General features: G+C 72.7%; 13 protein-coding genes. 5 read left to right on the top strand and 8 right to left on the bottom strand.

Annotation, left to right across the window (positions count from 1 at the left end; translation table 11 throughout):
- Positions 1 to 91: 91 nt before the first annotated feature.
- Entirely contained in the window at positions 92 to 985 is an 894-nt protein-coding gene (locus tag WMI84_RS12475) for a GNAT family N-acetyltransferase (RefSeq protein ID WP_347353620.1), read from the top strand.
- Positions 986 to 1,096: 111 nt separating this feature from the next.
- Here the strand turns inward: WMI84_RS12475 and WMI84_RS12470 are convergent, their stop codons facing one another.
- The 3 genes from WMI84_RS12470 to WMI84_RS12460 all read right to left on the bottom strand — a co-directional run bounded on the left by WMI84_RS12470 (position 1,097) and on the right by WMI84_RS12460 (position 4,619).
- Positions 1,097 to 2,140, bottom strand: a complete 1,044-nt coding sequence (locus WMI84_RS12470) for a hypothetical protein (protein ID WP_347353618.1) — start codon at positions 2,138 to 2,140, stop codon at positions 1,097 to 1,099.
- Positions 2,141 to 2,308: 168 nt separating this feature from the next.
- The gene (mnmA, locus tag WMI84_RS12465) at positions 2,309 to 3,415 is read right to left on the bottom strand and encodes a tRNA 2-thiouridine(34) synthase MnmA (protein WP_347353616.1); all 1,107 of its coding nucleotides are present in this window, start codon (positions 3,413 to 3,415) and stop codon (positions 2,309 to 2,311) included.
- A 10-nt stretch (positions 3,416 to 3,425) separates the two neighbouring features.
- Positions 3,426 to 4,619 carry a cysteine desulfurase family protein gene (locus WMI84_RS12460; protein WP_347353614.1) on the bottom strand — a complete coding sequence of 398 codons (1,194 nt, stop codon included), beginning with the start codon at positions 4,617 to 4,619 and terminating at the stop codon, positions 3,426 to 3,428.
- 108 nt (positions 4,620 to 4,727) lie between these two features.
- On the opposite strand from WMI84_RS12460, the gene WMI84_RS12455 reads away from it, so the two are divergent.
- Entirely contained in the window at positions 4,728 to 5,156 is a 429-nt protein-coding gene (locus WMI84_RS12455) for a hypothetical protein (protein WP_347353612.1), read from the top strand.
- A gap of 93 nt (positions 5,157 to 5,249) precedes the next feature.
- Here WMI84_RS12455 and WMI84_RS12450 read toward each other — a convergent pair whose 3' ends face one another.
- The 4 genes from WMI84_RS12450 to WMI84_RS12435 form a co-directional block, all read right to left on the bottom strand.
- On the bottom strand, positions 5,250 to 6,206 hold the full coding sequence (locus tag WMI84_RS12450; protein ID WP_347353610.1) for an electron transfer flavoprotein subunit alpha/FixB family protein: 957 nt from the start codon (positions 6,204 to 6,206) through the stop codon (positions 5,250 to 5,252).
- 29 nt (positions 6,207 to 6,235) lie between these two features.
- Entirely contained in the window at positions 6,236 to 7,018 is a 783-nt protein-coding gene (locus WMI84_RS12445) for an electron transfer flavoprotein subunit beta/FixA family protein (protein WP_347353608.1), read from the bottom strand.
- 191 nt (positions 7,019 to 7,209) lie between these two features.
- A complete protein-coding gene (locus tag WMI84_RS12440) occupies positions 7,210 to 7,989 on the bottom strand; it encodes an enoyl-CoA hydratase-related protein (protein WP_347353606.1) in 780 nt (259 codons plus the stop codon).
- Entirely contained in the window at positions 7,989 to 8,504 is a 516-nt protein-coding gene (locus WMI84_RS12435; protein ID WP_347353605.1) for a hypothetical protein, read from the bottom strand. The genes WMI84_RS12440 and WMI84_RS12435 overlap by 1 nt, the downstream gene beginning before the upstream one ends.
- A gap of 146 nt (positions 8,505 to 8,650) precedes the next feature.
- Here WMI84_RS12435 and glgX point away from each other — a divergent pair, with 146 nt between their 5' ends.
- On the top strand, positions 8,651 to 10,786 hold the full coding sequence (gene glgX / locus WMI84_RS12430; RefSeq protein WP_347353603.1) for a glycogen debranching protein GlgX: 2,136 nt from the start codon (positions 8,651 to 8,653) through the stop codon (positions 10,784 to 10,786).
- A gap of 78 nt (positions 10,787 to 10,864) precedes the next feature.
- Here glgX and WMI84_RS12425 read toward each other — a convergent pair whose 3' ends face one another.
- A complete protein-coding gene (locus WMI84_RS12425; protein WP_347353601.1) occupies positions 10,865 to 11,113 on the bottom strand; it encodes an SHOCT domain-containing protein in 249 nt (82 codons plus the stop codon).
- 164 nt (positions 11,114 to 11,277) lie between these two features.
- Between WMI84_RS12425 and WMI84_RS12420 the strand changes: the two genes are divergently transcribed.
- Both WMI84_RS12420 and WMI84_RS12415 read left to right on the top strand, forming a co-directional pair.
- Positions 11,278 to 12,015: a response regulator transcription factor gene (locus WMI84_RS12420; protein WP_347353599.1), complete on the top strand. Its 738-nt coding sequence runs from the start codon at positions 11,278 to 11,280 to the stop codon at positions 12,013 to 12,015.
- A gap of 2 nt (positions 12,016 to 12,017) precedes the next feature.
- Positions 12,018 to 13,177, top strand: a 1,160-nt coding sequence (locus tag WMI84_RS12415; RefSeq protein WP_347353597.1) for an ATP-binding protein, incomplete at its 3' end; no start/stop codon positions are given.

The following is a 13,177-nucleotide window of genomic DNA, read 5'->3' as shown; positions in this document are numbered from 1 at the left end:
TCGAGCGTGCAGTAGCCCCGATCGACCGTGCACTTCCCCCCCATCGAGCGTGCAGTAGTCCCGATCGACCGTGCAGCTAACGTGTGGACCCGTGCGATGGGACGACTTCACCGGGCCGGACGATCTGCGGGCGATGCAGGACATGTGCTCACGGCTCTGGTCTCCAGCGGCCCGGTTTCACCCGGGACAGCTGGCGTGGAACCGGTACTCGGCGCCCATCGACCCGGCCCGGCCGCGAGCCGGCGAGGCCATCGCGGTGTGGCGTGACGCTGCAGGTCGGGCTGTCGGGTTCGGCTGGGCCGAGGCACCGGACTGGCTCGAGCTGCAGGTGGACCCGGCTCATCCCGCGGTGGCCGAGGACGTCCTCGACTGGTTCGAGGAGTGGAGCGATGCGCCCAGCCAGTCGGTGCTGCTCATGGACGACGACCCGATCGGAGAGGCCTGCCGGCCAGCGGGATTCGTGCCGGACGAGACGGCGCCCTTTCTCCGGCACCATCTGATGGACCTCTCGGCGCTACCGTCGGCGTCCGCGGTCGAGGGCTACCGGTTCCGGCACGTCGAGCCGGGCGAGGCGAGCGACCGGGCGGCCTGCCATGCGGCGGCGTGGTCGGACTTCGGCCCATCGGAGGTGACCGGCGCCTCCTACGCGCTGCTGATGACGGCCTGGCCCTACCGGGCCGACCTCGACTGGGTAGCCACCGACGCGTCCGGGCGGATGGTGGCCGGCGCGCTCGTGTGGCTCGACCCGGCCACGGGCGTCGGTCTGGTCGAGCCGGTCGGCTGCGTGCCCGGGCACCGTGGTCGCGGCCTCGCCGGCGCCGTGACCCTCGCGGCCCTGCACGCCCTCGCGCATGCAGGCGGTCGGACGGCCCTGGTGACCCCGCGTGGCGACGCTGGCTACCCGGCGCCGATGCGTCTCTACCAGTCGTTCGGTTTCCATCCCGGCGTCCGGACTGTCACCTGGACTCGCTCGCTCGGCAGGTGACTCCCGCGATTGGCCCGGTTGCAGGGTCGATCGGGAAAGATGCACGGTCGATTGGGAAAGATGCACTGTCGATCGGGAAAGATGCACTGTCGATCGGGCAGGGTGGTGCACTTACGATCCGAAATCGTGCACTGTGGATCGGGCGAAGTGGGGCCTCAGGGTCGCAGCGAGATCCTCGGGCGCCAGATCGGTCATCGCCTCGTCGTGGAGCTTCTCGAAGTAGGTCACGTCGCTGCGGTACATCGGCTCGGCATTGCTGCGGCTCACCATCCGCAGCAGCAGCGAGTACTCGTCACCCGCGTCTGGGCCGCCGCCGTAGAGCGCCCAGTTGAACGACGTGAGGTTGAGCTCGTGGTACGCGGCGAAGATCCGTGACATGCCGGCCCCCAGGTCCGCGCAGTCCTGGGCCGTCAGCTCCCCGAGGTCCGGGCAGCCGGCCACGACCCCCCACACCTCGTGGAACCCGACCGGGGCGAACGGGGTCAGGAAGGCGACCCGGCCGCGACCGCCGACCCACCGCGGGCCACGCTCCTCCAGCTCGACGAGCTCCTCCCAGAAGGAGTGGTGCCCGCGCCAGGCCGAGGACCGCTCGGCCAGGACGCGCTGGAAGGTCGTGCCGATGTCGTCGTGGGCCGACTGGGCATGCGGGTGCACGAGCGAGCTGCCGCTCGGGGGAAGGTAGTTCGCATTCACCGACGACCACATCGGCCGGATCCGGTGGACGCCACGGGTGTACTCGACGAAGGCCGCGAGCAGGTCCTCGACGAGCCTCGGCGTCAGGTCGGGCAGGTCGATGAAGTGCCGGTCCGTGTCGTAGAGGCCGACCGACGAGTACTCCGAGTAGGCCATGACGTTGGGCACGATGACGGCGCTGCCCCGCCGGATGCGGCCGTCCGGGGTGATCTCGGGCCCGAAGGTACCGGTCGCAGCCTCGAGGCGGTCGGTGCAGAAGGGGCAGAACCCCGGCTTCGCGGTCAGGGCGGACAGGTCGGGACGTGCGCTCGGGGACAGTTTCGTGCCCGTCACGATCCGGGAGGTGCGCCCGGTCAGCGGGTCGACCCGGACGCTGAGCGGCACCTCGATGCGGTTGGTGGGGTTGCCCAGCTCGGGGACGTGCGCGGTGATGGTGTGCTCGACGAGCTCGATTGCGGCCATGGGCGACAGGGTAGTGACTGGGACCAGCCTCTCGGGCGAGCGGCATCAGACGTGCCCTCTCGATACCGAAACGTGCACTCTCGACGGGTTGTCGTGCCCTCTCGATACCGAAACGTGCACTCTCGACGGGTTGTCATGCACCCTCGATACCGAAACGTGCACTCTCGATCAGGTGTTGTGCACTCTCGATGAGGCGCGCTCCAGCCGGGCCGACGCGATCGTCGCGGACCCGACCACGCGGGTGCCCTCGTACAGCACGACCGACTGGCCCGGCGCCACACCCCGGACCCGCCCCGAGAGGCGCACCTCGACCCGGTCCCCCTGCGCCCGCGCCCGGGCGGGGACCTCCTCGCCGTGGGCCCGCACCTGCGCCCCGACGCGCACCACCCCCGCCGGGGCCGGGCCGCACCATCGCGCGTGGTCGCCGGTGATCGCGTTGACCCCGAGCAGGTCGGCCGTGCCGACGACGACCTGGTTGGCCGCCGCCCGGACCTCGACGACGTACCGCGGCTCCCCGTCGGGGGCCGGTCGGTCCAGGCCCAGCCCCCGGCGCTGCCCGACGGTGTAGGCGAAGGCCCCGCGGTGCTCGCCGACGACGACACCGTCCGTGTCGACGATCTCGCCGGGCCGCTCCCCGAGCGCACCGGCGAGCCAGCCCCGGGTGTCGCCGTCCGCGATGAAGCAGATGTCGTGGCTGTCCGGCTTGCGCGCGACGTAGAAACCGCGGTCGGCCGCCTCCTCGCGCACCTGCGGCTTGAGGGTGTCGCCGAGCGGGAAGAAGGCCCGGGCCAGCTGCGCGGCGTCGAGCACCCCGAGGACGTAGGACTGGTCCTTGGCCGGGTCGGCGGCCCGGTGCAGCTCCCGCCGCCCGTCCGGGGTGTCGACGATCCGAGCGTAGTGGCCGGTCGCGACCGCGTCGAAGCCGAGCGCGACCGCCTTGTCCAGCAGGGCGGCGAACTTGATCCGCTCGTTGCAGCGCAGGCACGGGTTGGGGGTGCGCCCGGCGGCGTACTCCGCGACGAAGTCGTCGACCACGTCCCGCTTGAACCGCTGCGCCATGTCCCAGACGTAGAAGGGGATGCCCAGCTGGTCCGCGACCCGCCGGGCGTCGCCCGCGTCCTCGATCGTGCAGCACCCCCGAGCCGACTCCCGCAGGGTGGCGGCGCTCTGGGACAGGGCCAGATGTACCCCGACGACCTCGTGCCCGGCATCGAGCATCCGCGCGGCGGCCACGGCCGAGTCGACGCCGCCGCTCATCGCGGCCACGACCCTCATGACGGCCGCCTCACGACGCGGTCGCGACCCGCGCCCGCCGGGCCCGGTCGATCGCGGCCGGCAACGCGGCGAGGAAGGCCTCGACGTCCGCGTGGGTCGAGGTGTGCCCAAGGGTCAGGCGCAACGCCCCCCGGGCGTCGGACTCGGGCACGCCCATCGCCAGCAGGACATGGCTCGGCCGGGGCACGCCGGCCTGGCAGGCCGACCCCGTCGAGCAGGCGATGCCCGCCGCGTCGAGCAGGTAGAGCAGCGAGTCGCCGTCGCAGCCGGGCACGATCAGGTGGGCGTTGCCGGGCAGGCGCCCGGTCGTGTCCCCGACGTCCCACCGGCCACCCACGCGGATGTCCGGCTCGATGGCCCGCGCCCGGGTGATCAGCTCGTCCCGCAGCGCCGCGACCCGCGGCGCCTCGGTGGGTATCGTCGCGACGCTCTCCTCGACGGCCACGGCCAGGCCGGCGATGGCCGGGGTGTCGAGCGTGCCCGAGCGCATCCGCCGCTCCTGTCCGCCCCCGTGCGTCAGGGGCAGCAGCCTGGCGTCCCGGCGCGCGACCAGCGCGCCGACGCCGATCGGCCCGCCGAGCTTGTGCCCGGTGATCGTCATCAGGTCGACCCCGCTCGCCGTGAAGTCGACCGGCACGTGCCCGACCGCCTGGACGGCATCGGTGTGCGTGGGGATGCTGCCGTGCTCGTGCGCGGCCTCGGCGACCGCGGCGACGTCCTGGACGACGCCCACCTCGTTGTTCGCCCACATGACGGACACCAGGGCAACCGTGTCCGGGTCATGCTCGATCGCGGCGCGCACCGCCGCCGGCTCGACCAGCCCGTCCGGGGTGGGCTCGACCCACGTGACCGTGGCCCCCTCGTGCGCCACGAGGTACTCGACGCTGTCCAGGACGGCGTGGTGCTCGGTGGCCCCCACGACGAGCCGCACCCGGCCGGGGTCGGCCTCGCGCCGGGCCCGGTAGGTGCCCTTCAGGGCCAGGTTGTCCGACTCGGTCCCGCCGGAGGTGAAGACCACCTCGGAGGGGCGGGCCCCGACCGCCCGGGCGATGCGCTCGCGCGACTCCTCGATGACCCGCCGCGCGGCCCGCCCCGTGCGGTGCAGGGACGACGCGTTGCCGACGACACCGAGCTGTTCGGTCATCGCCGCGAGGGCGTCCGGCAGCATCGGTGTGGTCGCCGCGTGGTCGAGGTAGGCAGTCACCCGTCGATTCTAGGCCGGGTGGGCGCCCGCCCCTGCGCGACCGGCGGCAGCCGCCGACCGGGCTCGGGCCTCGACGGCGCCCCGTGCAGGGCTCGTATGATCTGGCCCGTGGACCTCGACACGGCCGTCGTGCGAGCCCCGGCTGCCCATCGCGCCGTGGCCGCGGCGACCAACATCGTGGTCGGCTACTTCGTCGCCCGGCTCGTCCTGCGCCTGACGCCCCTGTCGCCCGAGGTCACGTATGGCGGGTGCCTGGCGCTGGCCACCCTGCTGGCCTTCCGCGCGTGGCAGTCCCGGATCGAGCTGACCTCCGCGGCGGCGAAGGTGCACAACCTGCTGGCCTCCACGACGGTGCGCCGGGCCGACCTTCACCGGGTCCGCGAGGACGGGCGGATCGAGTGGCACGCGGGCGCGGCCCGGCCGGCGCGGCTCTCCGCGGAGGCGCTGCGCTGCCCCTGGTGGGCGTTCGGGCACGTCACGCACGACTACGCGCTCAACCGCGAGCGGGTCCGCCGCTGGCACCGCGTCGCCCGCTGAGCGGCATACACCGGGCGCGCGCCCGGGGACGACGGGCACCGATGCGAGAGGCCGGACCCTTGCCGGTCCGGCCTCTCGACGCCCCGGTGGGGCTCAGCCCTTGGCGGCCTCGACCGCGGCGGTGGCCTGCGGCAGGACGTTGAACAGGTCACCGACGACACCGAAGTCGACCAGCTCGAAGATCGGGGCCTCGTTGTCCTTGTTGACCGCGACGATCGTCTTGCTGGTCTGCATGCCGGCCCGGTGCTGGATCGCACCGGAGATGCCGCAGGCCACGTAGAGCTGCGGGCTGACCTGCTTGCCGGTCTGGCCAACCTGCGCGGAGTGCGGGTACCAGCCGGCGTCGACCGCGGCCCGGGAGGCGCCGACCGCGGCGCCCAGTGCGTCGGCGAACGCCTCGACCGGGCCGAAGTCGCCGGCCGTGCCGCGGCCGCCGGAGACGACGATCGCGGCCTCGGTCAGCTCCGGGCGACCGGAGGCGGCCTTGGGCTGGGTGTCGGTGATGGCCGCGCCCCTGGCGAGGTCGGACGGCGTGAAGTCGACGACCTCGTCGGCGGCTGCGGCCGGGGCCTCCTCCGGGGTGGCCGAGTTCGGCTTGACCGCGAGGATCGGGGTGCCGTGCGTGACGGTCGCCTCGACGGTGTAGGAGCCGGCGAAGACGGACTGGGTCGTGCGCACGCCACCGTCGGCCGCCTGCACGTCGACGGCGTCGGTGATCAGGCCGGAGCCGGTCTTGACGGCGAGGCGGGCGCCCACCTCCTTGCCCTCGGTGGAGGCCGGCAGGAGCACCGCGGCCGGGGACTTGTCCGCGACGAGCTGGGCGAGCAGCTCGGCCTGGGGCACGACGAGGTACTGGGTCAGCTCGGGGGCCTCGGCCCGGTAGACCTTCGCGGCGCCGTACCTGGCCAGCGCCTCCTTGGCGGTGTCGAACCCGGTGCCGACGAAGACGGCCGACGGCTCACCGAGCCGGCGGGCGATCGTCAGCAGCTCGGACGTCGTCTTGCGCACCGCGCCGTCGGCGTGGTCGACGAGGACGAGAACTTCAGCCATGACGTGAATCTCCTTTGCTGGCTGGGCGATCAGATGAACTTGCGCGAGGCGAGGAACTCGGCGAGCTTGGTGCCGCCGTCTCCTTCGTCGGTGACGATCTCGCCCTTGGAGCGCGGGGGCCGGGCGGCGAAGGCGTCGACCTTGCTCCAGGCGGCCTCCAGCCCGACCTGGGCGGCGTCGATGCCGAGGTCGGCCAGGCCCCACTGCTGGACCGGCTTCTTCTTCGCCGCCATGATCCCCTTGAAGGACGGGTAGCGGGGCTCGTTGATCTGGTCGGTGACCGAGACCAGCGCCGGCAGGCTCGCCTCGACGGTCTGGGTCGAGGTGTCGCCGTCGCGGTGGATCGTGGCCTTGCCGCCTGCGACGGTCAGCTCCGAGGCATAGGTGACGGCGGGCAGGCCGAGCCGCTCGGCGAGCATCGTCGGGACCACACCCATCGTGCCGTCGGTGCTGGCCATGCCGGTGATCACGAGGTCGACGGAGTCGAGCTTCTTGATCGCCTCGGCCAGCACGAGCGAGGTGGCGATGGCATCCGAGCCGTGGATCGCCTCGTCGTTGACGTGCACGCCCTTGTGGGCGCCCATCTGCAGGGCCTTCTTGATCGCGTCGGCCGCGTTGTCCGGGCCGACCGTCACGACCGTGACCTCGCCGTCGGCCTCCTCGACGAGCTTCAGGGCGGCCTCGACGGCGTACTCGTCGAGCTCGGAGAGCAGACCGTCGACATTCTCACGGTCGGTCGTGTTGTCCGATGCGTTGAACGTGCGCTCGGCCTGGGCGTCGGGCACGTGCTTGACACAGACGACGATGTTCATGGGTCAACGTCCTCTTCCATAGCGGATGGATGGTCAGCGGATGGTGGTCGTGGTCAGCCGGCCGCTGCGGGCGGCGACGGCACTGTCCCCCATCTTGGCACCGCGCCCCGCCGGGTCCCGCATCGGCCGGGCGTGACGCTCGCCACCAGCCGGGGGTCCCGGCTCGCACGGGGCGGCCCGGGGCCGGTTCGTCAGCGGCCCTCGAACCTCGCCTTGCCCGGACCGTGCTCCACGAACGAGGCCATGCCGATCTCGCGGTCCTTGGTGCCGAAGAGCGCAGCGAACGCCATCCGCTCGATCTCCAGACCGGTGTCGAGGTCTACCTCGAGCCCACGGTCGACGGCCTCCTTGGCGGCCCGCACCGCGTAGCTGGCCGCACCGACGAAGGTCGCGGCCCAGGCGCGTGCCGTCTCGTAGACCTCCGCGGCCGGGACGACCTTGTCGGCCAGGCCGATCGCCAGCGCCTCGGCGGCGCCGAGGAATCGGCCGCTGAAGATGATCTCCTTGGCCCTGGCCGGGCCCACCAGCCGGGCCAGGCGCTGCGTGCCGCCCGCGCCCGGGATCACCCCGAGCAGGATCTCGGGCTGGCCGAGCCGGGCGTCGTCGGCCACGACCCGGAAGTCGCAGGCCAGGGCGAGCTCGCACCCGCCGCCCAGGGCGTAGCCGGTGATCGCGGCGATGACGGGCTTGGGGATCTTCGCGACCGCGGTGATCGAGCTCTGCAACGGGGCGGAGCGGTCGACCATGTCCGTGTAGGACATGGTGGCCATCTCCTTGATGTCCGCCCCCGCGGCGAAGACCTTCTCGCCGCCGTAGACGACGACGGCCTTGACGTCGGCCCGGGCGGTGGCCTCGTGGGCGACCGCCCGGATCTCCTCCTGGACCTGCTTGTTGAGCGCGTTCATCCTGGGCCGGTCCAGACGCATCGTGCCCACGCCGTCCTGGACCTCGAGCCGGACGAACTCGCCCATCACTGACCACCCTCCGGGGTGGCATCGGCGGTCCCGGGCGCACCCGGCGCCTCCTCCGGCGGCTGCCAGGTCTGGAAGAAGAAGCCGACGCTCTGCAGGATGTGGTTGATCGACAGCGGCACGAGGATGTCCAGGTCGGCGTGCGGGGTGACGACCTGCTCGGCGGACACCACGAGGCTGTCCTGCACCAGCGAGAGCTTGACCAGGTTGAGCTGCAGCGTCATGTCGTTGCACCGCGCGAGCCGCTCGTTGCGGTCGGGCGAGACCGGCTCCTGCAGCTGCCACTGACCGAAGAACCGCACGAGCGGCAGCTCGCCCTCGGCGACGCGGGCGAACAGGGTCTGCTCGTTCACGACGTACTCGAGGTCGCCGTCGTTGTCTACGGTGCTCGTGACGCCGAGCTTGTCGAGCTCGGCGGCGATGCGGTCACGCACGGGCGTGCCGGCTGGTGCGCCGTTCGGCGCCCCGGCAGGCGTCGGGGGCTGGAAGTTGGGCAGCGAGGTCGGATCCGTCATGTGCCCAACCGTAACGAGGACGCACCCCCGAGTCACATGGCGGCTTCGCCGACCGGCGCCGTATGCCGCCCAGCCGGCGGCCGCTGCCACCCCGGCTTGCGCGAAGGTCCCTCGGGCACCCCCGGGCGCGCTCTATCCTGACGGACATGCCGACCACCCCGCCCGACGTGCCGCCGCCGCACGGCGTGCACGTGACGGCCGACGGTGCGACGTTCAGCGTCTACGCCTCCCACGCGGACCGGGTCGAGGTGTGCCTGTTCGACCGGGCATCCGACGGCGCCCAGCTCGAGCGCCGGGTGGCCCTGCGCAACCAGGTGTACGGCACCTGGTTCGACACCGTCGACGGCGTCGGCCCCGGCCAGCGCTACGGCCTGCGCGTGTCCGGCCCGTGGGTCCCGGACCGGGCGCTGCGCCACAACCCGGCCAAGCTCCTGCTCGACCCGTACGCCCGGGCGATCGAGGGCGGCGTCACCGTCGACCCGGCCGTCTACGGGCACCGCGTGGGCGCCAGCCTCGCCGGCGACCTGAGCGTGCGCGACGACCGGGACTCGGCGGCATACGTGCCACGGTGCGTCGTCGCGCGCGACGAGTTCGACTGGGGCACGGACGCGCCGCTGCGCCACCGGCTGTGCGACTCGCTCGTCTACGAGGTGCACGTGCGCAACGCCACCCGGCGCCACCCGGGCGTCCCGGAGCCCCTGCGCGGAACCTACGCCGGGCTGGCCCACCCCGCCTTCGTCGAGCACCTCACCTCCCTCGGCGTCACGGCGGTCGAGCTGCTTCCGGTGCACACCTTCACCCACGAGCCCGAGCTGGTCGCCCGCGGCCTGAGCAACCACTGGGGCTACAACACCCTCGGCTTCTTCGCCCCGCACGCGGCCTATGCGGCCGCGGCCGACCCGCAGGGCGTGCTGGACGAGTTCAAGGGCATGGTCAAGGCGCTGCACGCGGCCGGGATCGAGGTGATCCTCGACGTCGTGTACAACCACACCGCGGAGCAGTCCCAGACGGGCATGACGCTCAGCTGGCGCGGGCTGGACCAGCGGGCCTACTACCGCCTCGACGAGCAGGGCCGCGACATCGACCTGACCGGCTGCGGGAACACCGTCGACCTGAGCCGGACGGTGGTGGTGCAGCTGGTCCTCGACTCGCTGCGCTACTGGGTCGAGCAGATGCACGTGGACGGGTTCCGCTTCGACCTGGCCGTGGCGCTCGCGCGGGGCCGGGACGAGGGCTACGACCCCGACCACCCCCTGCTCGTGGCGGTGCGCACCGACCCGGTGCTGTCGCAGGTCAAGCTGGTCGCCGAGCCGTGGGACGTCGGGATGCACGGCTGGCGCACCGGCCAGTTCCCGCCGCCGTTCGCCGAGTGGAACGACCGCTACCGCGACGCGATGCGCACCTACTGGCTGCGCGACCTGGCCGCCTCCGGCGCCGGCGAGACCGGTCACGGGGTGCGCGACGTGGCGACCCGGCTGGCCGGCTCCCAGGACCTGTTCGACGGCGGCGGTAGGGGGACGACCGCGTCGGTCAACTTCGTCACGGCCCACGACGGCTTCACGCTGGCCGACCTGACCCGCTACGACCACAAGCACAACGAGGCCAACGGGCACGACGGGACCGACGGCAGCAACGACAACCGCTCGTGGAACCACGGCGTCGAGGGGCCGACCGACGACCCGGAGGTCCGCGCGGCGCGGCAGCGCTCGATGCGCAACGCCCTGGGCACGCTGCTGCTGTCGGCCGGGGTGCCGATGATCAACGGCGGCGACGAGTTCGGGCGCAGCCAGGGCGGCAACAACAACCCGTACAGCCAGGACAACGCGACCAGCTGGTTCGACTGGCGCCTCGAGCCGTGGCAGGAGGACCTGCTCGAGACGACCCGGTTCCTCGCCCAGCTCCGCGCCAAGCACCCGGTGCTGCGCCAGCGCCCGTTCTTCTCCGGTCAGCCGACCGGGCCGGACGGCCCGCTCGACCTGGCCTGGTACGGCGGGGACGGCCAGCCGATGGGGGCCCGCTGGAACGACCCCACGGTCGACGTCCTGCAGGCCCTGTTCAACGGTGGCCCGCTCGGACACGACTCGGTCCTGCTGACCCTGAACGGCACGGCGTGGGCCGCGGAGGTCACGCTGCCCCGCGCACCCGGCTCGGCGGCATACGACCTCGTCTGGGACAGCGCGTGGGAACGGCCCGGCGGCCCGGGCCTGACGGTCCCGGCCGGCGGCGAGGCGCCGATGACCGGCTCGTCGCTGCGGATGTGGCGGGTGGTCAGCCACGCCTGAGCCGGCCTGCTTCGTCGGCCGACCCGAGGTACGACGCTGCGCCGAGCCGGTTCTCGGGTGCCGCCACCGGCCAGCCGATCAGGACTCGCGGGTGAGCAGGTTCCGGGTCCGCTGATACTCCTCCGCGTCGATCTCACCGCGTGCCAGACGCTCGTCGAGCAGTTGCAGCGGGTCCGGCGCCGGTCGCTCCACGGCCGACGGCGTCGGCCGTCCGTGGACGACGGCACGCACCACGTAGGCGACCACCAGCCAGAAGCCGACCGCGCCGAGCGCAATCAGGGCCCACATCCACCACGCGGTGGCGCCGTAGCCCATGTGACTCCACATGACATCCTCCTGCCGGGAGATCTCTCGTTACCAACAGCCGTGTATCCATCTTCCCGGGCCGGTGTTGGGGTCCGGTCCAGATCGGATGAAGGTTTGACGAAGTTCCGGCTCGATGGCCGACCACACACCCGAGGCAGGCGCGCTACCGGGTCAGACTGGTCCCCATGAGCGTCCCCACCGGTGCCCAAGGCGCCAGCGCCGCGCGTCGCGTGCTGGTCGTCGACGACGAGCGCGCCCTGGCTCGGATGGTCGGCACATACCTGACCCGGGCCGGCTACGAGGTGTCCCAGGCCCACACCGGACCGGACGCGGTGACCTGCGCCAGGGACCTCGACCCGGAGGTCATCGTGCTCGACCTGGGCCTGCCGGGCCTCGACGGGATCGAGGTGTGCCGGCAGGTACGCCTCTTCTCCGACTGCTACATCCTCATGCTCACCGCTCGCGGCGACGAGATCGACCGGGTCATCGGGCTGTCGGTCGGCGCGGACGACTACATCACCAAGCCGTTCAGCGCCCGTGAGCTCGTCGCCCGGGTACAGGCGGTGCTGCGCCGTCCCCGACGGGCCGACCGGCCGCCGGGCCAGGCCGGGCCCGAGCAGCCGCCCCGCGACTTCGGGCAGCTGCGCATCGACTCCGCGGCCCGCGAGGTCCTCCTCGGCGGCGAGCCGGTCCCGCTGACCCGCACCGAGTTCGACATCCTCGACGTGCTGTCTGCCCGGCCTCGGCTGGCCTACCCGCGGCGCCGGCTCGTCGACGAGGTCTGGGACACCGGCTGGGTGGGCGACGAGCGCATCGTCGACGTCCACGTCGGGCACATCCGGCGCAAGCTCGGTGACGACTCGACCGAGCCGCGGTACATCGAGACGGTCCGGGGTGTCGGCTACCGGATGGGCAAGGGCTGACGGTGCGGATCCGCAGTGACCGGCACCGGCGGCCCGGGCTGGCAACCCGCCTCATGCTGGCGCAGGTGCTCGTGCTGGTCGCCAGCATCCTGACCGCCGGGCTGGTCGCGCTGCTCGTCGGCCCCTCCCTGTTCCACCGGCACCTGCTCGAGGCCGGGCACCTGCTGACCGGAGCCGAGCTGACCCACATCGAGCGGGCCTACCGGGATGCCTCCCTCGTCTCGCTGGGTGTCGCCCTGCTCGTCGCGCTCGGCTTCGCGGCCGCCGTCACGTGGTATGTCACCCGCCGGCTCCAGGACCCGCTCGAGGACCTGACCCGGGCCGCCACCGAGCTGTCCCGGGGACACCTGCGCAGTCGCGCCACGGTCACCGGGGCAAGCCTCGAGCTGGACGCGCTCGCCGGTGCGTTCAACCTCATGGCCGGTCGGCTGGAACGGACCGAGGACACCCGCCGCCGTCTCCTGTCCGACCTGGCCCACGAGCTGCGCACCCCGATCGCAACCCTCAAGCTCTATGCCGAGGGTCTGCACGACGGGGTCACCGCCTGGGACGCCGGCACCGAGGCGGTGGTCACCGAGCAGACCGACCGGCTCGCCCGGCTGGCCATCGACCTGGACGAGGTCTCCCGGGCCGAGGAGGGTCGGATCGTCCTGCAGCGCCACGTCACCACGGTCCGCGACCTCATCCGGTCGGCGCAGCGGGCCAAGCACGAGGCCTTCTCCCGGGCGGGTGTCACGTTGCTCGCAGAGCCGGACAGCGCGCCGGGCCTGTGCGTCGACGTCGACCGCCGCCGGATGGGTCAGGTGCTCGACAACCTGCTCGGCAATGCGTTGCGACACACCCCCGCCGGGGGAACCGTCCGGCTCACCGCCCGGCGCGCCGGTGACGAGGCGCAGATCCTGGTCATCGACAGCGGAGAGGGCATCACCCCCGAGCAGCTCCCGCACGTCTTCGAGCGGTTCTATCGTGGCGGCACCGCCCGGGACCGGGACCGCAGCGGGTCCGGGATCGGGCTGACGATCAGCCGCGCCATCGTCGACGCCCACGGCGGTGGCCTGACCGCCGCCAGCGACGGACCGGGCCGGGGCGCCACGTTCACCGTGGCCCTGCCGCGGCACACCGGTCGACCCGGGCAGCCCCAGACCGGCTCCGGGGATCCCTC

The organism is Intrasporangium sp. (assembly GCF_039812505.1).
In the GTDB taxonomy this organism is placed as follows: domain Bacteria; phylum Actinomycetota; class Actinomycetes; order Actinomycetales; family Dermatophilaceae; genus Intrasporangium_A.
This window is presented reverse-complemented; position numbering and strand designations above follow the sequence as displayed.

What these genes read in the sequence shown, in the direction of transcription:
- WMI84_RS12470 (WP_347353618.1), bottom strand. Translation starts at nt 2,140, where the DNA reads ATGGCCGCAATCGAGCTCGTCGAGCACACCATCACCGCGCACGTCCCC.
- mnmA (WP_347353616.1), bottom strand. Translation starts at nt 3,415, where the DNA reads ATGAGGGTCGTGGCCGCGATGAGCGGCGGCGTCGACTCGGCCGTGGCC.
- WMI84_RS12450 (WP_347353610.1), bottom strand. Translation starts at nt 6,206, where the DNA reads ATGGCTGAAGTTCTCGTCCTCGTCGACCACGCCGACGGCGCGGTGCGC.
- WMI84_RS12445 (WP_347353608.1), bottom strand. Translation starts at nt 7,018, where the DNA reads ATGAACATCGTCGTCTGTGTCAAGCACGTGCCCGACGCCCAGGCCGAG.
- WMI84_RS12440 (WP_347353606.1), bottom strand. Translation starts at nt 7,989, where the DNA reads ATGGGCGAGTTCGTCCGGCTCGAGGTCCAGGACGGCGTGGGCACGATG.
- WMI84_RS12435 (WP_347353605.1), bottom strand. Translation starts at nt 8,504, where the DNA reads ATGACGGATCCGACCTCGCTGCCCAACTTCCAGCCCCCGACGCCTGCC.
- glgX (WP_347353603.1), top strand. Translation starts at nt 8,651, where the DNA reads ATGCCGACCACCCCGCCCGACGTGCCGCCGCCGCACGGCGTGCACGTG.
- WMI84_RS12425 (WP_347353601.1), bottom strand. Translation starts at nt 11,113, where the DNA reads ATGTGGAGTCACATGGGCTACGGCGCCACCGCGTGGTGGATGTGGGCC.
- WMI84_RS12420 (WP_347353599.1), top strand. Translation starts at nt 11,278, where the DNA reads ATGAGCGTCCCCACCGGTGCCCAAGGCGCCAGCGCCGCGCGTCGCGTG.